Origin of the sequence: Croceibacterium mercuriale, from assembly GCF_000802385.1 — a bacterium.
Taxonomy (GTDB): domain Bacteria; phylum Pseudomonadota; class Alphaproteobacteria; order Sphingomonadales; family Sphingomonadaceae; genus Croceibacterium; species Croceibacterium mercuriale.
This window is the reverse complement of record NZ_JTDN01000001.1, coordinates 992,050-1,013,090: the sequence shown is the minus strand read 5'-3', so window position 1 is coordinate 1,013,090 and position 21,041 is coordinate 992,050. Positions and strand designations below refer to the sequence as shown.

At 68.0% G+C, this 21,041-nt stretch carries 20 protein-coding genes and 1 tRNA gene; 12 read left to right on the top strand and 9 right to left on the bottom strand.

Going from position 1 to position 21,041, the window contains the following annotated elements; genetic code table 11:
* Nucleotides 1-20 precede the first annotated feature (20 nt).
* From PK98_RS04575 to dusB, 4 genes are all read right to left on the bottom strand, one after another.
* Complete coding sequence (locus PK98_RS04575) at nt 21-2,201, bottom strand: HAMP domain-containing histidine kinase (protein ID WP_039094631.1); 2,181 nt, start codon at nt 2,199-2,201, stop codon at nt 21-23.
* Between the two features lie 144 nt (nt 2,202-2,345).
* Nucleotides 2,346-3,746 carry a sigma-54-dependent transcriptional regulator gene (locus tag PK98_RS04570; RefSeq protein WP_039094629.1) on the bottom strand — a complete coding sequence of 467 codons (1,401 nt, stop codon included), beginning with the start codon at nt 3,744-3,746 and terminating at the stop codon, nt 2,346-2,348.
* A gap of 18 nt (nt 3,747-3,764) precedes the next feature.
* Nucleotides 3,765-4,826 carry a two-component system sensor histidine kinase NtrB gene (locus PK98_RS04565; RefSeq protein ID WP_039094627.1) on the bottom strand — a complete coding sequence of 354 codons (1,062 nt, stop codon included), beginning with the start codon at nt 4,824-4,826 and terminating at the stop codon, nt 3,765-3,767.
* A complete protein-coding gene (gene dusB / locus PK98_RS04560; RefSeq protein WP_052208368.1) occupies nt 4,823-5,842 on the bottom strand; it encodes a tRNA dihydrouridine synthase DusB in 1,020 nt (339 codons plus the stop codon). Before dusB ends, PK98_RS04565 begins: the two co-directional genes overlap by 4 nt.
* Before the next feature lie 77 nt (nt 5,843-5,919).
* Here dusB and PK98_RS04555 point away from each other — a divergent pair, with 77 nt between their 5' ends.
* The 3 genes from PK98_RS04555 to PK98_RS04545 are packed head-to-tail and all read left to right on the top strand — an operon-like array spanning nt 5,920 to nt 8,143.
* On the top strand, nt 5,920-7,110 hold the full coding sequence (locus tag PK98_RS04555; protein ID WP_052208028.1) for a bifunctional 2-C-methyl-D-erythritol 4-phosphate cytidylyltransferase/2-C-methyl-D-erythritol 2,4-cyclodiphosphate synthase: 1,191 nt from the start codon (nt 5,920-5,922) through the stop codon (nt 7,108-7,110).
* A complete protein-coding gene (locus tag PK98_RS15910) occupies nt 7,107-7,649 on the top strand; it encodes a hypothetical protein (protein WP_052208026.1) in 543 nt (180 codons plus the stop codon). The genes PK98_RS04555 and PK98_RS15910 overlap by 4 nt, the downstream gene beginning before the upstream one ends.
* On the top strand, nt 7,646-8,143 hold the full coding sequence (locus PK98_RS04545) for a CinA family protein (RefSeq protein WP_039094623.1): 498 nt from the start codon (nt 7,646-7,648) through the stop codon (nt 8,141-8,143). Before PK98_RS15910 ends, PK98_RS04545 begins: the two co-directional genes overlap by 4 nt.
* Nucleotides 8,144-8,152: 9 nt before the next feature.
* Here PK98_RS04545 and PK98_RS04540 read toward each other — a convergent pair whose 3' ends face one another.
* A complete protein-coding gene (locus PK98_RS04540; protein ID WP_039094621.1) occupies nt 8,153-8,608 on the bottom strand; it encodes a type II toxin-antitoxin system RatA family toxin in 456 nt (151 codons plus the stop codon).
* A complete protein-coding gene (lipA, locus tag PK98_RS04535) occupies nt 8,608-9,576 on the bottom strand; it encodes a lipoyl synthase (RefSeq protein ID WP_039094619.1) in 969 nt (322 codons plus the stop codon). Before lipA ends, PK98_RS04540 begins: the two co-directional genes overlap by 1 nt.
* A 121-nt stretch (nt 9,577-9,697) precedes the next feature.
* Between lipA and PK98_RS04530 the strand changes: the two genes are divergently transcribed.
* Nucleotides 9,698-10,501 carry a DUF1206 domain-containing protein gene (locus tag PK98_RS04530; RefSeq protein WP_039094617.1) on the top strand — a complete coding sequence of 268 codons (804 nt, stop codon included), beginning with the start codon at nt 9,698-9,700 and terminating at the stop codon, nt 10,499-10,501.
* Between the two features lie 9 nt (nt 10,502-10,510).
* Here the strand turns inward: PK98_RS04530 and PK98_RS04525 are convergent, their stop codons facing one another.
* On the bottom strand, nt 10,511-10,999 hold the full coding sequence (locus PK98_RS04525) for a hypothetical protein (RefSeq protein ID WP_161792402.1): 489 nt from the start codon (nt 10,997-10,999) through the stop codon (nt 10,511-10,513).
* Nucleotides 10,996-12,804: a DNA mismatch repair endonuclease MutL gene (gene mutL, locus PK98_RS04520; RefSeq protein WP_039094613.1), complete on the bottom strand. Its 1,809-nt coding sequence runs from the start codon at nt 12,802-12,804 to the stop codon at nt 10,996-10,998. The genes PK98_RS04525 and mutL overlap by 4 nt, the downstream gene beginning before the upstream one ends.
* A 189-nt stretch (nt 12,805-12,993) precedes the next feature.
* Here mutL and PK98_RS04515 point away from each other — a divergent pair, with 189 nt between their 5' ends.
* The 8 genes from PK98_RS04515 to PK98_RS04480 all read left to right on the top strand — a co-directional run bounded on the left by PK98_RS04515 (nt 12,994) and on the right by PK98_RS04480 (nt 19,724).
* Nucleotides 12,994-14,040: a rod shape-determining protein gene (locus PK98_RS04515; RefSeq protein ID WP_039096235.1), complete on the top strand. Its 1,047-nt coding sequence runs from the start codon at nt 12,994-12,996 to the stop codon at nt 14,038-14,040.
* A gap of 30 nt (nt 14,041-14,070) precedes the next feature.
* Entirely contained in the window at nt 14,071-15,069 is a 999-nt protein-coding gene (mreC, locus tag PK98_RS04510) for a rod shape-determining protein MreC (protein ID WP_052208024.1), read from the top strand.
* Entirely contained in the window at nt 15,047-15,619 is a 573-nt protein-coding gene (locus tag PK98_RS04505) for a rod shape-determining protein MreD (protein ID WP_235425396.1), read from the top strand. Before mreC ends, PK98_RS04505 begins: the two co-directional genes overlap by 23 nt.
* Nucleotides 15,620-15,654: 35 nt before the next feature.
* Nucleotides 15,655-17,727, top strand: coding sequence for a penicillin-binding protein 2 (mrdA, locus tag PK98_RS04500; protein WP_039094612.1), 2,073 nt, complete (start codon nt 15,655-15,657; stop codon nt 17,725-17,727).
* A 123-nt stretch (nt 17,728-17,850) separates the two neighbouring features.
* Nucleotides 17,851-17,926 (top strand) — tRNA-Lys (locus PK98_RS04495).
* A gap of 463 nt (nt 17,927-18,389) precedes the next feature.
* Nucleotides 18,390-18,629: a hypothetical protein gene (locus PK98_RS04490; protein WP_200884971.1), complete on the top strand. Its 240-nt coding sequence runs from the start codon at nt 18,390-18,392 to the stop codon at nt 18,627-18,629.
* Between the two features lie 57 nt (nt 18,630-18,686).
* Complete coding sequence (locus PK98_RS04485; protein WP_039094610.1) at nt 18,687-18,923, top strand: DUF3253 domain-containing protein; 237 nt, start codon at nt 18,687-18,689, stop codon at nt 18,921-18,923.
* Between the two features lie 174 nt (nt 18,924-19,097).
* On the top strand, nt 19,098-19,724 hold the full coding sequence (locus PK98_RS04480; protein ID WP_039094608.1) for a class I SAM-dependent methyltransferase: 627 nt from the start codon (nt 19,098-19,100) through the stop codon (nt 19,722-19,724).
* A 7-nt stretch (nt 19,725-19,731) separates the two neighbouring features.
* On the opposite strand, the gene PK98_RS04475 is transcribed toward PK98_RS04480, so the two are convergent.
* Nucleotides 19,732-20,931, bottom strand: a complete 1,200-nt coding sequence (locus PK98_RS04475; RefSeq protein ID WP_235425395.1) for a serine hydrolase domain-containing protein — start codon at nt 20,929-20,931, stop codon at nt 19,732-19,734.
* Between the last annotated feature and the right edge of the window lie 110 nt (nt 20,932-21,041).

Genomic DNA, 21,041 nt, shown 5'->3' with positions numbered 1-21,041 from the left:
CGTGTCTGCCCGAAACACTTTCATTCGGCCGCCTCGCTGCCCACCACCGGTCCGTCATCGGCAACCGCCAGCGGATCGCGCGCCAGCCGCAGCGTGGCGCAGGTGCCGCCATCCGTCTCGGCGGCGAAGGCGATCTCGCCACCATGCTCTTCCACGATCTTCTTCACGATCGCGAGGCCCAGCCCGGTCCCCTTCTCGCGCGTGGTGACGTAGGGTTCCATGATGCGTTCGCCGCCCTGCGGCAGGCCGATGCCGTTGTCGTGCACCTCGATCGTGATCCCGGCCACCTCCAGCACCATGGTGATGGCGATACGTCCCCCGTCGCCCGGCAGGCTGCCTTCGCGACGGCGGCTGTCGATCGCCTCGGCCGCATTCTTCAGCACGTTGGTCAGGGCCTGGCCGATCTGGTGCCGATCGCAGCTGATCGCCGTCCCTTCCCCATGCACGTCCAGCAGATAGCGGATGTCGGGGTTGCCGACCTCCTGCAGGAACACGGCCTGGCGCACCAGATCCACCGCATCCTCGCGCCGGAACACCGGCTTAGGCAGGCGGGCGAAGGAGGAAAACTCGTCCACCATCTTCCGCAGGTCGCCGACCTGGCGGATGATCGTGCCGGTCAGGTCGTCAAACAGCTCGCCATCGGCCAGGATCTGCTTGCGATACCGGCGCTTCAGCCGCTCCGTCGCCAGCTGGATGGGCGTCAGCGGGTTCTTGATCTCGTGCGCGATACGCCGAGCGACGTCCGACCAGGCGGCCTGGCGCTGGTCCAGCAGCTGGCGGGTGATGTCCTCGAAGGTGATCACATGACCGTTGCCCGACGGGGCCAGCCTGACGGCGAGGGTCAGCATCTCGCCATGTCGGTTGAACTGCACGGTGCTGCCGGTCGCACCGCCGCGCAGCAGCTCCGCCAGCCGTGGCGACAGTTCTGCCAGGGGGCGCCCGACGGGGCTGCCGTCGCCCTCGGCCAGCAGGTCGCGGGCCGAATTGTTCATCAGGATGATCGTACCGGCCGCATCAACGGAGACGATGCCGGCGGTGATCGACTGCAGCACCGTCTCGATAAAGGCGCGCCGTTCGGCAAGCTGGCGGTTGGCGCCGATCAGCGCATCGGTCTGCCGCTCGATCTGCTGGGTCATGCGGTTGAAGGCCCGGTTCAGCAGGCCGATCTCGTCCGGTCCGGTCCGCCCGGTCACCCGCATGGCGTAGTTGCCCGCGCCGATCGCACGCGCGGCGCCGACCAGATCGGCCAGCGGCTGCACCTGCCGGTCCGCGAAGCGCAGGGCGAACCACACCGCCAGCCCGACCAGCGCCAGCGACACGCCCAGCAGCGCCAGGTTGAAGGTCAGCTGCAACCGGCGGGCCCGCTCCGTCAGCACGTCGTAGGCCTGCACCACGCTTTGCGCGCGCTTCCACTGGCTGAGCGCCAGCGCATCGGAATTGCGCGCATTGTAGAGGTACAGACCGGTCGCGCGATCGATGGCGGTGACCGCCTCGATTCGTTCGGGGCTGGCGGTCACGACCACGGCATCGCCCTGCCGCAACCGCGCCAGCGCGACGGCGGAGATGCGCTGGCGATCGACATTCTCCTCCTCCGGATCGACGATCGCATCGACCCGCAACGTTCCGTCGGGCTGCTGTTGCAGGATGGCGCTCTCGTTCAGCTTGCGGAACAGCACCTGCAGGGAATAGGCGCTCTGGAAGGCCTGGCTGGTCATCCCGTTGCGCTCAAGCTCGAAGCGGAGGTCGCCGGCCATGGCGACTGTCTCCTGCTCCACATCGCGCTGGCTCTCGTCGTAATAGCCGCGCGCGAGTTCGTTGGCGCTTTCCAGGATGCCGCGGGACTGGCTGGAGAACCAGAACTCCACGCCCGACTGGAACATGAAGCTGGCGAATACTGCCACCAGCAGCGTGGGCACGGCCGCCACCAGGGAGAAGAAGAACACCAGGTTGACATGCAGCCGCGCTGTAGTGCCGCCGGCCCGCCGGATCGCCAGCCGGCGACCGAACAGCACGATCAGTCCCAGCGCCGGGATCAGCGTGCCGATCAGCATGGCCGAAGACTGGCCCGAAGGCACCAGCGTCCGTTCGTCCGCCAGATCGGCGAGCGTCAGGTAGGAGCTGACCAGCATCCCGGCCAGCACCGCGGCGCACAGGATCGCCAGCCAGAAATACAGGTTCACCTGCCGTCCGACCACCTGCATCCGGCGCCACCAGCGCGGCGAACGACGGATCGCGCTGGGCGAACCTGGCGGGCGTGTTGCAGAGGAGGCGCTGACACTCACAGTTGCAAGTTTACAACAGCCCTGTTGCCACAAGGCAAGCCCTTTTTACACCAGCACGCGGCGTCAGTGTCCGTCCGATCCGATCTGCAGGTCGGTCAGCCGCTTGCGCAGCGTGTTGCGGTTGATGCCGAGGAGGCGGGCCGCGCGCAGCTGGTTGCCGCCGGTCTGGCGCAAGGCATGTTCGAACAGGGGCCGCTCGAAAGCCGCCAGGGCGGTGTGATACAGCGTGCCCGGTGCGGGGTTCTCCTGCCCCAGCCAATGATCGAGCGCCTGGGCCATGTCGACCGGACCGCCCGCCACACTCGCCAGTGGCCGGTCGGCCAGCAGTTGCCCGATCAGGCCGACATCGATCTCCTCCTCCCGCGCCAGCAGGGCCGCGCGGTAGATGAAGTTGCGCAGTTCGCGCACATTGCCGCGCCAGGGCTGCGCGTCCAGCAGCGCCGCGCCCGCTGCCGCCAGGCTGCGGGCGGGCAGGCCGTCCTGCGCCGCACAGCGCAGGAAGTGGCGCGCGAGCGGCTCCACGTCGCCGGTCCGGTCGCGCAAGGGCGGCAGCTGGATCGGCACGACAGCCAGCCGGTAATACAGGTCTTCCCGGAACGAACCATCTGCGATCAGCGGTTGCAGGTCGCGATTGGTGGCGGCGACGATACGCACGTTGATCGGCACCTCCTCGTTGCCGCCCACCCGCCGGATACGGCCGGATTGCAGCGCGCGGAGCAGCCGCGTCTGCGCCTCCGGCGGCATGTCGCCGATCTCGTCCAGGAACAGGGTGCCATTATTCGCCTGCTCGAACTTGCCGAGCTGCCGCGCGGTTGCCCCGGTGAAGGCACCCTTCTCGTGCCCGAACAGCTCCGATTCGATCAGGTCGCGCGGGATGGCGGCGGTGTTCACCGCCACGAAGGGCCCGTCCTTGCGGGCACCCAGCTGATGGATCGCCTCCGCCACCAGTTCCTTGCCGGTGCCGGACTCGCCCAGCACCAGCACGGTCAGGTCGTTGCGCAGGACCCGCGTGATCATGCGATAGACGTCCTGCATCGGCTGGCTGCGCCCAATCAATGGCAGCGCGCTGGTGGCGGCGCTGTCCGCCAGGTCGACTGCGCCACGCCCGTCAGCTGCCTGACACGCGGCGCGCACCAGCTCGTCCAGGTCGAACGGCTTGGGAAAATACTCGAAGGCGCCAGTGTCGGTCGCCCGCACGGCGGTATCCAGCGTGTTCTGGGCCGACAGGATGATGACCGGCATATCCGGGCACACCGCCATTGCCGCCGGCAGGGTGGCGATGCCGTCACCATCCGTCAGGACGACATCGGTCAGCATCACGTCGAACTGCTGTTCCGCCAGCAGCCAGTCCCGCTGGGCGACGCTGTCGCACCGGGCCACGGTGAAGGCTTCTTCCTCCAACGCGGCGGTGATCACGGTGGCGATGGCGGCATCATCCTCCACCAGCAAGGCCTTGCGACTCACGTCCGATCCTCTCTTTTCTTATCGCGCCATGGGCAGGTGCACGCGGAAATGCGTCCAGCCCGTGGCGGCGTCGCGTTCATGGCTGATCCGCCCGTCCATGTCGCGCACCAGCTTGTTGACCAGCGCCAGCCCCAGTCCCTGCCCGTTCTTCTTCGCGGAGACGAACGGTTCGAATATGTGATCGCGGATGGCGGGGTCGATGCCGGCGCCATTGTCGCTGACCTGAACCTCGATCGGCAGCTTGACCGGTCGGCCCAGCCGGATCACGTTCATCACCAGCCCGCTGACGAAGCGGGTGCGGATGATCACCTCGGGCCGGTCCGCCGTTTCGCTGGCGTCACGCGCGTTGGTGACCAGGTTGATCAGCACCTGCACCAGCGCCCCGTCGCTGCCCAGCACCGGCGGCAGGCTGGGATCGAACTCCTCCCGCACCACCATCGGCCCACGCGCGGCGGTGACCGTCTCCAGCGCGCGCCGGATGGTGGCGTGCAGGTTCAGCGGGGCGACCGGATCGGCCCGTTCGCGGCCCAGCCGCTGCATCCGGTCGATCAGTTCGGCAATGCGGTCCACCTCGTCGGTGATCAGGCGGGTCAGTCCGCGATCATCCTCCGGCAGCTTGCGGCTGACCAGCTGCGCGGCTCCGCGGATCGCGGCCAGCGGGTTCTTGATCTCGTGCGCCAGCACCGCCGGCCCGCGCAGCGCACTGCGGCTGTCCCGTTCTCCCAGCCGCTCGCCCTGCCCGGCATCGGAAAGCGTGATGATGCGCCAGCCCGGATGGTTGGCCATCGGCGAGATGGTCAGGTTGGCGGCGATCTCCCGGTCCTCGACCCGTAACTGCGCGTTGCGCGCAGTCAGTTGCAGGTCGCCATCGTTCAGCCGTTCGCGCACCAGCGGGTCGGCGAAGCGCAGCACCTCCAGCAAGGATCGGCCGCGCAGGCGGCGGCTGCTCTGGCCCAGCAGGCTCTCGCCGGCCGGATTGACCTCCCGGATGATCAGGTCGGGCGTGACCAGCAGGACGGCGAAGACCAGGCCGGTGATCTGTTCGCGCGGCCCCGGGGCGCCGCGCGTGTCGTCGATCACGCCGCCTGTTGCCGCAGGAACGGCGCGTAGAACCGCTCCAGCTCGCCCAGCACGGTGTCGGCATCGTCGATGAAGTTGACCTTGTTGCGGAACTCCGCCGATCCGGTCAGCCCCTTGGTGTACCAGCCCAGATGCTTGCGGGCCATCTTCACGCCCAGGTCGCGGCCGTAATGGTCCAGCATCAGTCCGTAATGCTCCATCAGGACGCCGAACTGTTCGTCGATGTCGGGCTCTCCGATCACCTCGCCCGTCTGCCACCAGCGCATCACCTGACCCAGCAGCCACGGCTTGCCATAGGCGCCCCGCCCGATCATCACGCCATCGGCGCCCGACTGGTCCAGCGCCTGTGCGGCATCCGCGATCGAGCAGATGTCGCCATTGACGACCACCGGCACGCTGACGGCCTGCTTGACCCGCGCGACGAAGCCCCAGTCGGCCTCGCCCTTGTACATCTGGTTGCGGGTGCGGCCGTGGACGGTGATCAGCTGCGCGCCCAGATCCTGCGCGATCCGGGCCAGTTCCGGCGCGTTGAGGCTGTCATGGTCCCAGCCCATGCGCATCTTCACCGTCACCGGCACGGACACCGCCTTTACCGTGGCCGAGATCAGGCGGGCGGCCAGCGGCAGGTCGCGCATCAGTGCGCTGCCGGCATCGCCGCTCACCACCTTCTTCACGGGGCAGCCCATGTTGATGTCGATGATCGCAGCGCCGCGATCGGCGTTAAGCTTCGCCGCCTCTGCCATCTCGTCCGGCGAGCAGCCGGCCAGCTGGAGGGAGACAGGCTCCTCCACCGGGTCCCATGCAGCCTTCTGCAGCGACTGGCGCGTCTCGCGGATCATGGCCGGGCTGGCGATCATCTCCGTCACGTTGAGACCGCTGCCATAGCGGCGCACCAGCTTCCGGAACGGCAGGTCGGTGACGCCGGTCATCGGTGCCAGCACCACGGGGCAGGCGATCGTTACCGGTCCAATTGCAATCGGTCGGCATGCGGGGGGTGAAGGTGTCTGCTCTTGCATCATACTGCCCAAAAAACAGGCAGCGCATAGTGGATTGCCGCCCGCCCTGCAAGCCGCTAGCCGCCGCAGCCCAGATCATGGCCACAATGTCAGACCTTTCCGGCGGCCCCGCCGCGATCATCGTCGCCGCCGGGCAAGGCCTACGCGCCGGGCAGCCGGTGCCCAAGCAGTTCGCGCTGGTCGCCGGCGTTCCCGTGCTGCGACGCGCGGCCGACGCCCTGCGGCAGGGCGGCGTCGGCCGTATCGTCGTCGCCATTCCGGCAGGGGCGGAGGCGATTGCCGCAGGATGTTGCGCCGGGCTGGACGATATCAGCTTCGTCACCGGGGGCGCGACGCGCCAGCTCTCCGTCCGCAAGGCGCTGGAGGCGCTGGAGGCGCTGGCGGAGGCCGAGCCTGCGCAGGTGCTGATCCATGATGCTGCCCGCCCGCACTGCCCGCCGGCGGTGATCGCGCGCCTGCTCGATGCGTTGCAACGGCACTTTGGTGCCATTCCGGTGTTGCCGGTGGCGGACAGCCTGGCCCATGCGGATGGTGCGCTGATGGGCGCGCCTGCCCGCCGCGAGGACCTGCGCCGGGTACAGACTCCGCAAGCGTTCAGCTTCGCGGCGATATTGGCTGCGCATCGTGCATGGTCCGGCACCCCCGATGCTGGTGACGATGCGCAGGTGGCGCGTGCTGCCGGCCTGGCAGTGGCGCTGGTTGAAGGAGACGATACGCTGCACAAGCTGACCTTTGCGGGCGACTTCCCCGCCCCGGCCTCATCCGTCGCAACCCGCTGGCCGCGGACGGGTACCGGGTTCGACGTGCACCGCCTGGTCGCGGGCGAGGAATTGTGGCTGTGCGGGGTGCGCATCGATCATCCGCTCGGCCTGTCCGGCCACAGCGATGCCGATGTTGGCCTGCACGCGGTGGTGGACGCGATCCTTGGGGCGATCGGCGCTGGCGATATCGGCCAGCACTTCCCGCCGACGGACCCGCAATGGCGTGGCGCCTCCTCCGACCAGTTCGTCGACCATGCCGTGGGCCTGGCGCGCGCGGCCGGCTACGCGGTCGGCAATGTCGACCTGACGCTGATCTGCGAGGCACCCAAGATCGGCCCGCACCGGCCGGCCATGCAGCAGCGGCTTGCCGAATTGCTGCAGGTGGGCGTAGAGGCGGTCAACGTGAAGGCAACCACCACAGAACGGCTCGGCTTTGCCGGTCGCGGCGAAGGCATTGCGGCGCAGGCCGTGGCGATGCTGGTTCCAGTTGGGGAGACCGGGGCATGAGGCGTCTGCACACCATCGTGGCGGCAGCTGCCGCCATGCTCTCCGTCGTCACCCCCACGATAGCCGCAGCGCAGGCCTGCGTCTCCGCGCCGGAGGTGCAGGCGATGACCATCTATGCCGTGCCCGCGTCCGTGCAGGCACTGGAGCTGCGCTGCGCCGATCAGCTGACATCCAGCGGCTTCCTGGCCCGCGAAGGCCGCAACTTTGCGCAACGCTACGCTGCCCTGCAGACGCGCAACTGGCCGCAGGCAAAGTCCGGCCTGCTCAAGGTGCTGGGCAGCGGCGCTGTCGGCGGGCAGGTGCGCGACAATCTCAGCCTGATCGCTGCCCTGCCGGACCAGCATGTCCGGCCGCTGGTGGATGCGCTGCTGGTGCAGGAGCTGTCGGGCCGCATCCCGCTGGGTGATTGCGGCACGGCGGAACAGCTGCTGCAGACCCTGTCCACCATCGAACCGCAGGTGGCGGGCACGCTGGTCAGCCAGATGCTGACGCTGTTCGGCAATCAGCCTGCCCTGATCTGCCCATCCACCCGGCAATGACCGACCACCTGCTGCCCGACGCGATCGTCGCGCTGGCCGCGCGGGTGATCGAGGAGAACCGCGCCGCCGGCCGACGCATCGCCGTGGCGGAAAGCTGCACCGGCGGGCTGGTCAGCGCCGCGCTGACGGAAATTTCGGGCTGTTCCGATGTGTTCGAGCGCGGCTTCGTGACCTATTCCAACAGTTCCAAGCAGGCCGACCTGGGCGTGCCGGGCGATATCATCGACACGTTCGGCGCTGTCTCGATCGCCTGCGTCTACGCCATGGCCCGTGGCGCGCTGGAGCGTAGCAAGGCCGACGTGGCGGTGGCGATCAGCGGCATAGCCGGGCCGGGCGGCGGGACCGACAGCAAGCCGGTCGGCACGGTGGTGTTCGCCCGCGCGGTGCGCGGACAGGACAAGCCGGAGGCGGAATCCCGCCAGTTCGCCGATGAGGGCCGTTCCGCCATCCGGCAGGATGCGACGATGTGCGCCCTGGAACTACTGCTGCCGTAGGCGGCCGGCTCAGCCGACCGGCTGGGTGGATGGTACGCCGTACAATGCGTCGGCGCGCCGTTCGAACGCTTCCACCATCTTGCGGAAGGCGCGGTCGAAATACTGGCCGGCCAGCATCTCGAACATCCGGTTCTTGAACGCGAAGTCGACGGAGAAGTCGATCTCGCATCCGCCTTCGGGCAGGTCGGCGAAGCGCCAGCAATTGTCGAGGTCGCGCAGCGGCCCGTCGACATATTGCACCCGGATGAAGTCCGGCCGTTCCTTGTGAACGCGGCTGGTGAACTTCTCCCGCAAGGCCTTGAAGCCGACCAGCATGTCGGCGACCATTTCCGTCCCGTCGTCCGAGCGGATGCGGGTCGCCACCACCCATGGCAGGAATTCCGGATAGTGGCCGACATCGGCCACCAGGTCGAACATCTGCGCCGCCGAATAGGGCAGCCGGCGCTTTTCCCTGATCCCCGGCATCAGACGACTGCGATGCCGATCTTCGGGGCGGCCTTGGCCAGCTTGGCCTCACGCGCGGCCTTCATCACGGCGAAATCGTCGCCTGCGTGGTAGCTGGAACGGGTCAGCGGGGTGGAGGCCACCTGCAGGAAGCCTTTGGCCCGGGCCACCGCGCCATAGGCGCCGAAGCCCTTGGGGGTGACGAACTCCTCCACCTTCGCGTGCTTGGGTGTGGGTTGCAGATATTGGCCCATGGTGATGAAATCGACATCGGCGCAGCGCATGTCGTCCATCACCTGATGCACTTCCAGCCGCTGCTCGCCCAGGCCCAGCATCACGCCGCTCTTGGTGAAGATCAGCGGATCGTGGCGTTTCACCTCTTCCAGCAGGCGGAGTGAGGCGTAGTAGCGCGCGCCGGGGCGGATGGTGGGATACAGCCGGGGCACCGTCTCCAGATTGTGGTTGTACACGTCCGGCCCGGCAGCGCAGATCGCCTCCAGCGCGGGACGCATCTTGCCGCGGAAATCCGGCGTCAGGATCTCGATCGTGGTGTTGGGCGTCTCCCGCCGCAGGGCCTGGATGACCTTCACGAACTGCCCGGCGCCGCCATCGGCCAGATCGTCGCGATCGACGCTGGTGATCACGATATGCTCCAGCCCCATGGCCGCCGCCGCCGCCGCCGTATGCTCGGGCTCCAGCGGATCGACCGCCCGCGGCATGCCGGTCTTGACGTTGCAGAAGGCGCAGGCGCGTGTGCAGACGTCGCCCAGGATCATCACCGTGGCGTGCTTCTTGGTCCAGCATTCACCGATATTCGGGCAGGCCGCTTCCTCGCACACGGTGTTGAGGTTCAGGTCGCGCATCAGCTTGCGCGTCTCCTGGTACCCCTTGCTGACCGGCGCCTTGACCCGGATCCAGTCCGGTTTGCGACGCCGCCCCTCGGGCGCGGGGTCGGATTGCGGGCTGGGGATCGGGGATAGCTCGGTCATTGGCCGGTCATTTAGGGCTGCTGTCGGCGACTGGCAATGGCAAGCACCGGCAGGTACGGTCAACGGGCACGTTACGGCGACAGCTTCGTTGATGGCGCGAACAGCAGCGGGGGCTACCAGTATGCAGATCGACAAGTCGGAACAGTTCGACCGCGCCGTGCGGCTCGGCTTCCTCGCCCGCGCCACGATCTACATCCTGCTGGGGGTACTGGCGCTGGCCAGCAGCAAGCAGATCTCCGACGGGCCGGCCGCCGCATTCGACGCGATCGGCCAGGCGCCCGGCGGCACGCTGCTGCTGTGGCTGGTGGCGATCGGACTGGTTGCCTACGCCCTGTTCCGGCTCGCATCGCCCCTGTTCGATATCGAGCACGAAGGATCCGACAAGCTGGGCTGGGCCAAGCGCGTCGGCCATGGCGGCAGCGCGATCGGCCACCTGCTGCTGGCGTGGAGCGCATTCCAGTTCGCCACCACCGGCACGGCAGCCGATGACAGCGCCCGCGCACAGGAGGTCGCCGCCGGTGTCCTGTCGGTCAATCTCGGCCCTGTGCTGGTAGCGCTGGCGGGCGTGGCCTTCCTGGCGACCGCACTGTTCCAGGCGCGCGAAGGGCTGACGGGCAGCTTCATGCACACGATCAGCCGCAACGCACCGCGCGGGACGCGCCAGATCGGCGCGGCCGGCTATTGCGCCCGCGCGGTGGTATTCGCGATCATCGGCTGGTCGCTGGTGCAATCGGCATGGAGCGAGACCAGCGACGGCGTGGTGTCCATCGGCGGCGCGATCACGTCGCTGGGCGACATGGGCATCGCCTTCGATCTGCTCGGCGTCGGCCTGCTGCTGTTCGGTGTCTTCAGCCTGGTCCTGGCCCGGTATCGTACCATTCCCGACATGGATGTCAGCGGCCGCATTCCAGCCTTCCGCGCCTGATCACGCGGGCTATACCGGGTTGCATTGCGCGTAGCCGGTGCCGCGATACACGATACGCCCGTGCGGATCGCGCAGGGTGATGGTCCCGTCATAATGATGGTCGGACGGGTCCTCCGCCAGCGCGAGCAGCAGTTCGTAGCCGGCACTGAGATACCGGTCCCACGATCCCGCTGCCAGCTGCGTGGCACCGGAATCGGCGGCGAAGCGCATCATCTCGCCGTCGATCTTCATCCAGGCGTCCTGAGGTCCAGCCAGCACGCGGGCGCCGAGGCTGGTGCCGGGCGCATAGTTGCAGCCTTCGCCCGTCAACTGGTGGCGTTCCATCTCCGGCGCGCCGATCGCTTCCGGCACGACCTGACGCGCCGGGGGTGGCGCTTTGTTGGCCTGTTCCACCAGCGCGATCTCCCGCTCCGCATCGACCGCAGCCGCCTGGGGGTCGGGGTCCGAACAGGCAGCGATCAGCGCCAGCGGCAACAGGACGGCAAGGCGGCGCATCATTGTCTCCCGAACAGCTTTTCGACCTCGGTGATGGACAGCTTCACCCAGGTCGGCCGTCCATGATTGCACTGGCCCGAGCGCGGCGTCACCTCCATTTCGCGTAACAAAGCATTCATCTCGGTAACCGAAAGCACCCGACCGGCGCGGACCGATCCGTGGCAGGCCATGGTCGCCAGCACATGCTCGATCCGTTCCTCCAGCAGCAGCGCGGCACCGTGCTGGACCAGATCGTCCGCCAGATCGCGCAGCAGCCTTGCCGGATCAGCCTTCGCAAGTGATCCGGGCACTGCGCGCACAAGCAGCGCACCGGGACCGAAGCGTTCGTAATGCAGGCCGAACCGCGCCATGGCCTGGGTCGCATCCTCCAGCAGGTCGCACGCCGGCTCGTCCAGTTCCACGACCTCGGGCATCAGCAGCGCCTGCGCCGCAGCCACCTTCTGCGCCGCGCCGGAGGCTCGCAGTCGCTCCAGCACCAGCCGCTCATGCGCGGCATGCTGGTCCACGATCACCAAGCCATCGCTCGCCTCCGCCACGATGTAGGTCGCCGCCACCTGCCCGCGGGCCACGCCCAGCGGATGCTGGCTGGCGGCTTCCGGCTCCGCCTCCGCCATCTCGGCCCGGCCCAGCGGCGCGGTCATCACCATGCTTTCGAAGCCCTGCCACGCCGCCACCTGCTCGCGCACGGCGGCAGGCGGGGGCATGTGCGATGCCCATGATGGCTGAGCTCCCGGCGGAGCCACCTGCCACCGCGCCATGGCGGAGGCGTCGGCCGCCTGCGCGCTGCGCCGATCACCGGTGGAGAGCGACTGCCGCAGCGCCGTCACGATGAAGCCGCGCACGCCGGAAGCATCGCGGAACCGCACCTCCGTCTTGGCCGGATGCACGTTCACGTCCAGCTCGGTCGCCGGCATGTCCAGGAACAGGGCCAGCACCGCATGCCGGTCACGCGCCAGCATCTCGGCATAGGCACCGCGCACCGCACCGATCAGCAGCCGATCGCGTACCGGCCTGCCGTTGACGAACAGGTACTGATGGTCGGCGATCCCGCGATTGAAGGTCGGCAGGCCGGCCAGACCGGTCAGGCGCATGGGCCCCTGTTCCGTCTCCCGCACCCATTCGACCACCACGCCATTGTCGGCCAGGTCTCGGTCGATCACCTGCGCGATACGGGCGGCCTGTCCCTCGCCGCCCTGCAGTTGCAGGATACGACGCTCGCCATGATGCAGCGTGAAGGCGATGTCCGGCCGGGCCATGGCAAGCCGCCGCACCACATCCAGGCAGGCGGCATACTCGCTGCGGGCGCTGCGCAGGAACTTGCGGCGGGCCGGCACCCGGGCGAACAGTTGCTCCACCCGCACCTTCGTGCCCGGGGGGATCGCGCAAGGGCCATCCTCGGCCAGCGTGCCGTGATCCACCACCCGACGCCAGCCCTGCGCGGCGCCATGCGGGCGGCTTTCCAGCGCCAGCCGGGCAACGCTGGCGATCGACGGCAGCGCCTCCCCCCGGAAGCCCAGCGTGGCGACCTGTTCCAGCGCGCCGTCCTCGCCCACCAGCGTCTCCGGCAGCTTGGAGGTGGCGTGCCGTTCCAGCGCCAGAGATATCTGATCAGGATCCATGCCGCAGCCATCGTCCACCACCTCGATCCGGTCGAGCCCGCCTTCCAGCAGCGTCACGCCGATGCGCGTGGCGCCGGCGTCGACGGCATTCTCCACCAGTTCCTTCAGCGCGCTGGCCGGCCGTTCAACCACTTCGCCGGCGGCGATGCGGTTGATCAGTGTCTCTGGCAGGCGGCGGATCAGGGGCATGGCCGGCAGGGTAGCGACAACCTGCCGGCAATTCGAGCCAGGCGGTTAATTTGTGTTGCACATGTGGACATATTTATTTTGGCCTTCCCGCGATCACCACGCTAAGGAGCCGCCTGTGAGCGGCGGGTTTCCCTGCCCTGCCCCTTGCCTCACCAACCGCCCCCGGCGCACCAATAAGACGGAATGTCCATGAGTTCCTACTTCAGCAGATTGTTCAAGTTCGGCTCCCAGAACATGGCTATCGATCTCGGCACGGCCAACACGCTGGTCTACGTGCAGGATCGCGGCATCGTGCTGAACGAACCGTCTGTTGTCGCGATCGAGACGCTGAACGGCGTCAAGCGCGTCAAGGCCGTGGGCGACGATGCCAAGCTGATGATGGGCAAGACGCCCGACAGCATCGAAGCGATCCGCCCGCTGCGTGACGGCGTGATCGCCGACATCGAGATCGCCGAGGCGATGATCAAGCACTTCATCCAGAAGGTGCATGGCAAGAAGAGCCTGTTCCGCTACCCCGAGATCGTGATCTGCGTGCCGTCGGGCTCCACCAGCGTGGAGCGCCGTGCGATCCGTGACGCCGCCAGCAATGCCGGCGCATCGGAGGTGTTCCTCATCTGGGAGCCGATGGCCGCGGCAATCGGCGCCGGCATGCCGGTGACGGAGCCGGTCGGATCCATGGTGGTGGACATCGGTGGCGGCACCACCGAGGTCGCCGTGCTGTCGCTGCGCGGCCTGGCCTACACCACCTCCGTCCGCACCGGCGGTGACAAGATGGACGAGGCGATCGTCTCCTATGTCCGCCGCCACCACAACCTGCTGATCGGCGAAGCCACGGCAGAGCGGATCAAGCAGAATTACGGCATCGCCGTCATGCCCGAAGACGGCATCGGCGAGGCGATCTCCATCAAGGGACGCGACCTGGTGAACGGCGTCCCCAAGGAGATCATGATCAACCAGGGCAATCTGGCAGAGGCGCTGGCGGAGCCGATCGGCGCCATCGTGGAAGGCGTGCGCATCGCGCTGGAAAACACCGCCCCGGAACTGGCGGCCGACATCGTGGACCAGGGTATCGTGATGACCGGCGGCGGCGCGCTGATCGCCCGCCTCGACGAACACCTGCGCGAGGAGACCGGGCTGCCCGTGTCGATCGCCGAAGATCCGCTGTCCTGCGTGGCCATGGGCACGGGGCGCGCGATGGAAGATCCGCTGTATCGCGGCGTGTTGATGACCGCCTGATCCACGACACTCGCATAAGGGTCTGCAGCCATGGCGCTGCCTTCCGGTCGCCGGCCGGGTAGCAACAGGAAGGCCCAGCTGGGCCTGTTCGCCGGGTACCTCATGGCCGGGTCCGGCGCGCTGCTGGGTGCGGTCCTGCTCAGCCTGTCGCTGTTCCGGCCTGAAGCCTTTGCCGGCCTCCGGTCGATGGCGGCGGACTTCGCCAGTCCGGCCGGCGAGGCCGGCGCCGGCGGCCGCGTCGCCTCGCAGAACGTGTTCGACGCGATCGCCGGCTACTACCGCGCCGGCAGCCGCAATGCCGAGTTGCGCGACGAGATGCGCATCGCCCGCGTCAAGCTGGCGGAGGCGGAGGCAATCCGGCGGGAGAACTTGCGGCTGAAGGCCGTGCTGCGCCTGGCCGACGGGGAAACGCGCCCCATCGCCACCGCGCGCCTGATCGGTTCCACCGCTGCCAGCACCCGCCGGTTCGCCTGGATTTCGGCCGGCCGGGCCGATGGCGTCCGCCCGGGCATGCCCGTCAGCAGCCCGCTGGGCCTGATCGGCCGCGTGCTGGAGACCGGCCAGCGGTCCAGCCGGGTGCTGTTGCTGACCGACCCCGAAAGCATGGTGCCGGTCCGCCGCGCGACCGACGACGTGGTCGCCTTTGCCGAAGGGCGGGCGGATGGCCTGCTGCGCCTGCGCCTGATCAATCTGGGCATCAATCCCATCAAGAAGGGCGACGTCTTCGTCACCAGCGGATCGGGCGGGCTGTTCCGTCCCGGTATCGCGGTGGCGCTGGTCACCGCCCTGACGCGCGATGGTGCCATTGCCCAGCTGCTGAGCAATCCGGCGGCGACCGACGTGGTGCTGGTGGAACCGATCTGGCAGCCGCAGGCCGTCGCCGCATCGCAGGCCCCTTCCATAGCGGAGGCCGAACGGGCGGATGCGGAGGAAACTGCCAGCGTCATCGCCGCCAATCCGGCGACGGACACCGGCAGCAGGTCCGCGCCGGAGGTCACCCCGGTGGTTGAGCCGCAGAGCGGTGATTGATTCGGTCGTCTCGCGCGTGCGCACCGACGGGCCGTCGCGCAGCATCAATCGCACGCAATCCCCCATCCGCGCGCTGGGCGTGCCATGGGGCACGATCATGCTGGCCTCGCTCACCCCATGGCTGCCGATCATCGCCCCGGTGCCGATCCTGCCCCCGTTCGGGTTCATGATGCTGATCGCCTGGCGGCTGGGCCGCCCCAACCTGCTGCCGCTGTGGGCGGGCTTCCCGCTCGGCCTGTTCGACGACCTGTTCTCCGGCCAGCCACTGGGCAGCGGCATCCTGCTGTTTTCGCTCGCGCTGATCGCGATCGACCTGATCGAGATCCGCTTCCCCTGGCGGTCGTTCTGGCTGGACTGGCTGTCGGCCGGCACGCTGCTGCTGCTCTACCTCACTGCCACCACCCTGTTCGCGCGCGTGCCGCTGACCGACCTGCAAGTGCAGCTTGTCGGTTCTCAGCTCTTGTTCTGCATCGTGCTGTTCCCCATTATCGCCCGGACTGCCGCCCTGCTTGATCGCCTGCGCCTGCAACGGGTCCGCCGCATCGACTGATCGTGTTTCCTGCCATCCGAGTTGCCCAACGCCACGTGCGCCACAAGTTCACCCCATCCAGCCTTGCGCAGAGCTTCGAGCGGCGCTCCTTTCTCGTGGGCGGCATCCAGGGCGGGATCGGCCTGCTGCTGGCCACCCGCATGGGCTACATCGCGGTGGCGGAGAACGAGCGGTACAAGATGGAGGCGGAGAGCAACCGGGTGAACCTCACCCTGATCGCGCCGCGCCGCGGCTGGATCCTGGACCGCAATGGCGCCCCCCTCGCCTCCAACCAGGCCGAGTTCCGGATCGACATCATTCCCGAGCGGCTGGACGACCCCGCCGCGACGATCGAGACGCTGAGCGAGCTGCTCGCGCTCGATCCGGTGGAAAAGACCGACCTGCTCGACAAGGTGGAGGCGTCGCCCCGCTTCGCCGCGGTTCAGGTGGCGAGCGGGATCGACTACGACCGCTTCGCCGCGATCAGCGTGCGGCTGCCGGAACTGCATGGCGTGATCCCGCAGCGCGGCTTCTCGCGCTTCTATCCCACCGGCCCGTCGGTCGGCCACCTGATCGGCTTCGTCGGCACCGCGAACAAGGAGGAATGGGAGGAGGCGGAGCGCAATCCGCTACTGGTCACCCCCGGTTTCAAGCTGGGCAAGGACGGGCTGGAGAAGCAGTTCGAACAGGTTCTGCGCGGCACGCCCGGTGCCCGCCGGGCCGAGGTGACCGCCGGTGGCCGGATCGTGCGCGACCTGGAAACGCGCGAGGACGTTCAGGGCCAGCCGATCCAGCTGACCATCGACGGCCCGTTGCAGGATTACGCTGCCCGCCGCATCGGGCTGGAAAGCGGCTCCGTCGTGGTGATCGACTGCCTGACGGGCGACCTCATGTGCATGGCCTCCATGCCGTCCTTCGATCCCAACAGCTTCTCCGACGGCATCGGGCGGGTCGAGTACAAGATGCTGTCGGAGAACGAACGCATCCCGCTGCGCAACAAGGTGCTGAAGGGCCTCTACCCGCCGGGCTCCACCGTGAAGCCGATGGTGGCCATGGCCTTCCTGGAGGCGGGCCTGTCCCCCACCGCCAGCGTCGGCTGCGGCGGTGGCCTGCGGGTGGGCAATCGCGTGTTCCACTGCTGGAACCGGCGAGGGCACGGCAGCGTCGACATGGCCAAGGGCATCTACCAGTCGTGCGACGTCTATTTCTACCACTTCGCGCAGCAGCTCGGCATGGACGTGATCGCCCCGATGGCCAAGCGGCTGGGCATGGGACAGGAATTCCCGCTGCCGGTCGCCAGCCAGTTCTACGGCACGGTGCCTGATCCCGCCTGGAAGCTGCGCAAGTATGAGAGCAAGTGGCAGCCCTTCGACACGGTCAATGCGACGATCGGCCAGGGATACATGCTGGCTAATCCGTTGCAGCTGGCGGTCATGGCCGCGCGGCTGGCGACCGGCAACCAGATCATGCCGCGCCTGCTGCTGAGCAAGAACCGGCCCAGCTTCCCGTCCATGAACTTCCACGGCGATCACGTGCAGGTCATGCAGAAGGCCATGAGCGACGTGGTCAACGGCCCCGGCACCGCCGGCCGGGCGCGGCTGCCGCTCGACAACATCCTGATGGCGGGCAAGACCGGCACGGCGCAGGTCGTCAGCCTGTCCGTCGCCAGCGGCAAGAGCGGTCCGTGGAAGTATCGTGACCACGGCCTGTTCATCTCCTTCGCGCCGTTCGACAATCCGCGATATGCCTGCGCGGTGGTGATCGAGCATGGTGGCGGTTCCGGCGCCGCCTACCCGATCGCGCGCGACGTGATGACCTTCCTGTTCGATCCGCCAAAGGCGCTGGATGCGCTGCACCAGCTGGAGGCGCAATGGGGCGGCACCGCGCAGCAGCGGCTGGCGGCGACCTATGCCCGCTATGCCGCAGCCGCCGGTGAATCCGTGCCGCCGCCTGCGCCGACCGATCTGCTGGCCATGGCCCGCCAGGTCGATGCGGAGGCCCGCGCCGGGCCGCAGCCCCGTGCCGCCGCCACCGACGCCGTGGCGCCCCCGCCCGAGCCCGAGAGCGGTCCGGTACCAGCGGCGACCGCCACACCGGTCGGTGCCACGGTCCGGCGGAGCGTCCCGTAGCAACTTTCGTCAGAAAAATACGCGTGAGGCCAAGTCAGGGGTTTTCAAGCGCCAAGCGATCTGTATAGGGGCGCTTCCCGCGGCGGCAGACCGCCCTCGCGGGCTTCACGGCAATGCCGGGATGGACGCATAGCTCAGTTGGTAGAGCAGCTGACTCTTAATCAGCGGGTCCTTGGTTCGAGCCCAAGTGCGTCCACCACCCTTTCCAGATATAAGGATGCGGTCGCTTCCTTTCCGACACCGGGCGGCCAGCTGCTCAAGCGTTGCGCTCCCGCACCCGGGTTTGACGCGCCAGCCTGGCGTGTGGGAAGATGCACTCATGCGGATCCTCAAGGCAGCCGGCCCCCTCCTGTTCCTGTCTGCCCGCATCGGCACGCAGAGCGCCGCGCAGTCCTCGACAGGGACATATCAGCGCCCGATGGCAGCGGGTTACAAGGCGGCGTTCTACTGCTCCGGCATCTTCAACGCCGGATGCACCACTGTTCAGATCGACACCGACGAGTTGACCGGCATCTACCCTGAGTATGACAGGATCGTGCCGGCGCTAATCGGTCTCGCCAATGACGACGCGCTGCATGCGCCCGCGTCCGTGCTCGAATGGAGACCTGGCGACCCCCGACAGACCATCAAGCTGGACGACCTGCTACGGCTGGATGCGCACCATGACCACGGCAAGCGGGCCGCAGCCGGACAGCGGGCCGGGCTATGGCGCGACGATGTGGCTGTTCGGTCCGGAGCAAGGCCTGCCCGAGGGCAGCTACGCCGCGCAAGGCAGCCGGGGCCAGTATGTCATGGTCATTCCGTCCCGGCACCTGGTGGTGATCCGGCGTGGCGAGGATCCCGGCTCGGCGCGGTTCGACATCGCTCGCTTCGCAGCAGATGTCGCCGGTGCGCTCACCTGAGCCGGCCGGCTCCTCTCGCGGCTTGACCGGGTGGCGTGCGGTGGTGAGTTGAGCCCGATGACCGATCCACGGGCCGCAACGCTGTCCCTGCTCGCGCACCGCGCGCCGGAAGCGACGATCTGCCCGAGCGAGGTGGCGCGCGCGATCTCGCCGGACTGGCGCGGTGCAATGCCGGCGGTCCATTTCGCGATCGACGGACTGGTCCGTGACGGGCTTGTACGGCTGAGCTGGAAGGGACAGAGGCTGGCAACCCGATCGGGTCCGTACAGGATCGGCCATCCCGACGAGGATTGAGCCAGGCGCCGATCGCCCTAACGGCGCTCCGCTAACGGGCGGGAATGAGGGGGAACAAACGCCTTCTGACCGCGATGATGGCCGATGGGTTCGTGAACGCTGGCTCACTGCCAGGCGAGATCGCCGGCGCCGCGGGCCCGTCCCCGCGCAGGGGCCCGGTCGAAAGGATGACCAATGACGGACGATCCTCTTCCCGAGCTGCCGGCCGGCGCTTTTGCCAGGCAGGACGGGGGCGATGACCTGGCCTTCTACGCGCCGCCGCGGCTCGTCACGCATATCGACGAGTGCGCGACCGCTTCGCTGACGGCCTTCTACCGGACCCTGCTGCCAGAAGGTGGGCGCCTGCTCGATCTCATGTCGAGCTGGGTCAGCCACCTGCCAGATGATCGGCGCTTCGGCGAGGTCGTGGGCCACGGCATGAACGCACAGGAACTCGGCGCCAATCCGCGGCTCGACCGCTGGTTCGTGCAGGATCTGAACGCGGATGCGGCGCTGCCAATGGAGGATGGCGCCTTTGACGCGGCGATGTGCTGCGTCGGCGCGCAATATCTGCAGCATCCCGTGGCCGTCTTTGCCGAGGTGCGCCGTGCCCTCGTTGCCGATGCACCGTTTATCGTCAGCTTCTCCAATCGCTGCTTCCCGACCAAGGCGGTGGCGATCTGGCGCGCGCTCGACACCGCGGGCCACGCGGCGCTGGTGCGGCTCTATCTGGAGCGTGCGGGTTTCGCCGACGTCACGACGGAGCTACTGGCCGACGGACGTACCAGCGATCCGCTCGTCGCGGTGACCGGCCGCGCCTGAGGGCTGATCAGTCGCCGGCAGGTCCCTGGTAGGCATCCCCGTAGATCGCCCGCCGCAGATCCCGATGGAGCGTGCCGTCGAACGGCACGACCTGTACAAAGAACACGGCGGTCAGCCTGTTCACCGGGTCCACCCAGAACAGCGTCGAGGCCCGGCCATCCCAGAAGTACTCGCCGACAGCGCCCCGGTTCTCGGCAGCATCCTGCGGGCGGGCCGTGCGGACGAAGAGGTCGATGCCGAAGCCGCCCGTGCCCTTGCTGGACAGCCAGGAGCGTTCGGTGACGCGCGGGTCGAGCTGGTCGGTCGCCATCAGCTTCACCGTGGACGGCCTGAGGATGGTCACCCCGTCGAGGCTGCCGTTGTTCAGCAGCATGCGGGCAAAGCGCATGTAGTCGTCCACGGTCGAGGCGATACCGGCCCCGCCCATCGTGAGCCTGCGGTCAGGATCGAAGTTCAGCCCGCGCTGCTCCCGTTCAGAGGCACGTTCCAGCTGTCCGTCCGGCCCTTTCTGATACATCGCGGCAAGCCGGGCGAAACGGTTCTCCGGCTGGCTCCAGCCGCTTTGCGACATGCCGAGCGGTTCGAAGATCTGCTGGCGCACATACGTCTCGAACGGAACGCCGGTAAGCTTCTCCACCAGCAGCGCCTGCACATCGACTGCGGCACTGTAGCGCCACTCCCGTCCGGGGTCGAGAAGCAACGGTACTTCGGCGAGGCGCCGGCCGAACTCGGCCAGATCGTGAGACGGGTTCAGGGGATCCAGGCGCGACCATTCCGATCCGGGGAAGTCTTCCCCTGCGCCGTAGCCGAAACCCGCGGTATGGCGGAGAATGTCGCGGACGAGGACAGGACGGTCCGGCGCCCGCAAGACCGGCTGACCCGCCGCGTCGAGACCGGCAAACACCTGTGTCTGTCCGAATTCGGGCAGATAGCGCGCTAGCGGATCGTCCAGCCCGAACCTTCCCTCCTCCCACAGCTTCATCAGCGCCACGCCGGTCACCGGCTTGGTCATGGAATAGATCTGCGCGAGGGTGTCGCGCCCCATTGGGCGTTCGGCTTCGCGATCCGCCTGCCCGGCTGTTCCGAAATAGACTTCGTGACCGTCCTGCCAGACCAGGGCCGAGACGCCGACGGCGCGGCCGCTCGCCACCATGTCGGCAAGCGTCCGGTCGATCCGCGCCTTGTCGATCTGAACCGTGCCGGACACTGCGGATGCGGTGTCCGGGGCATCCGCGTACGCAACGGGAGAAAACAGCAGAACAAGCGCGGCGGTGCTCGCAAGCAGTGACTTCATGACCGGCTCTCCCATTCGCCACA

Coding starts and splice junctions, on each gene's coding strand:
- PK98_RS04575 (WP_039094631.1), bottom strand. CDS start 2,201: ATGCAGGTGGTCGGACGGCAGGTGAACCTGTATTTCTGGCTGGCGATC.
- dusB (WP_052208368.1), bottom strand. CDS start 5,842: ATGCAAGAGCAGACACCTTCACCCCCCGCATGCCGACCGATTGCAATT.
- PK98_RS04555 (WP_052208028.1), top strand. CDS start 5,920: ATGGCCACAATGTCAGACCTTTCCGGCGGCCCCGCCGCGATCATCGTC.
- PK98_RS15910 (WP_052208026.1), top strand. CDS start 7,107: ATGAGGCGTCTGCACACCATCGTGGCGGCAGCTGCCGCCATGCTCTCC.
- PK98_RS04545 (WP_039094623.1), top strand. CDS start 7,646: ATGACCGACCACCTGCTGCCCGACGCGATCGTCGCGCTGGCCGCGCGG.
- PK98_RS04540 (WP_039094621.1), bottom strand. CDS start 8,608: ATGCCGGGGATCAGGGAAAAGCGCCGGCTGCCCTATTCGGCGGCGCAG.
- lipA (WP_039094619.1), bottom strand. CDS start 9,576: ATGACCGAGCTATCCCCGATCCCCAGCCCGCAATCCGACCCCGCGCCC.
- PK98_RS04530 (WP_039094617.1), top strand. CDS start 9,698: ATGCAGATCGACAAGTCGGAACAGTTCGACCGCGCCGTGCGGCTCGGC.
- PK98_RS04525 (WP_161792402.1), bottom strand. CDS start 10,999: ATGATGCGCCGCCTTGCCGTCCTGTTGCCGCTGGCGCTGATCGCTGCC.
- mutL (WP_039094613.1), bottom strand. CDS start 12,804: ATGCCCCTGATCCGCCGCCTGCCAGAGACACTGATCAACCGCATCGCC.
- PK98_RS04515 (WP_039096235.1), top strand. CDS start 12,994: ATGAGTTCCTACTTCAGCAGATTGTTCAAGTTCGGCTCCCAGAACATG.
- mreC (WP_052208024.1), top strand. CDS start 14,071: ATGGCGCTGCCTTCCGGTCGCCGGCCGGGTAGCAACAGGAAGGCCCAG.
- PK98_RS04490 (WP_200884971.1), top strand. CDS start 18,390: ATGACCACGGCAAGCGGGCCGCAGCCGGACAGCGGGCCGGGCTATGGC.
- PK98_RS04485 (WP_039094610.1), top strand. CDS start 18,687: ATGACCGATCCACGGGCCGCAACGCTGTCCCTGCTCGCGCACCGCGCG.
- PK98_RS04480 (WP_039094608.1), top strand. CDS start 19,098: ATGACGGACGATCCTCTTCCCGAGCTGCCGGCCGGCGCTTTTGCCAGG.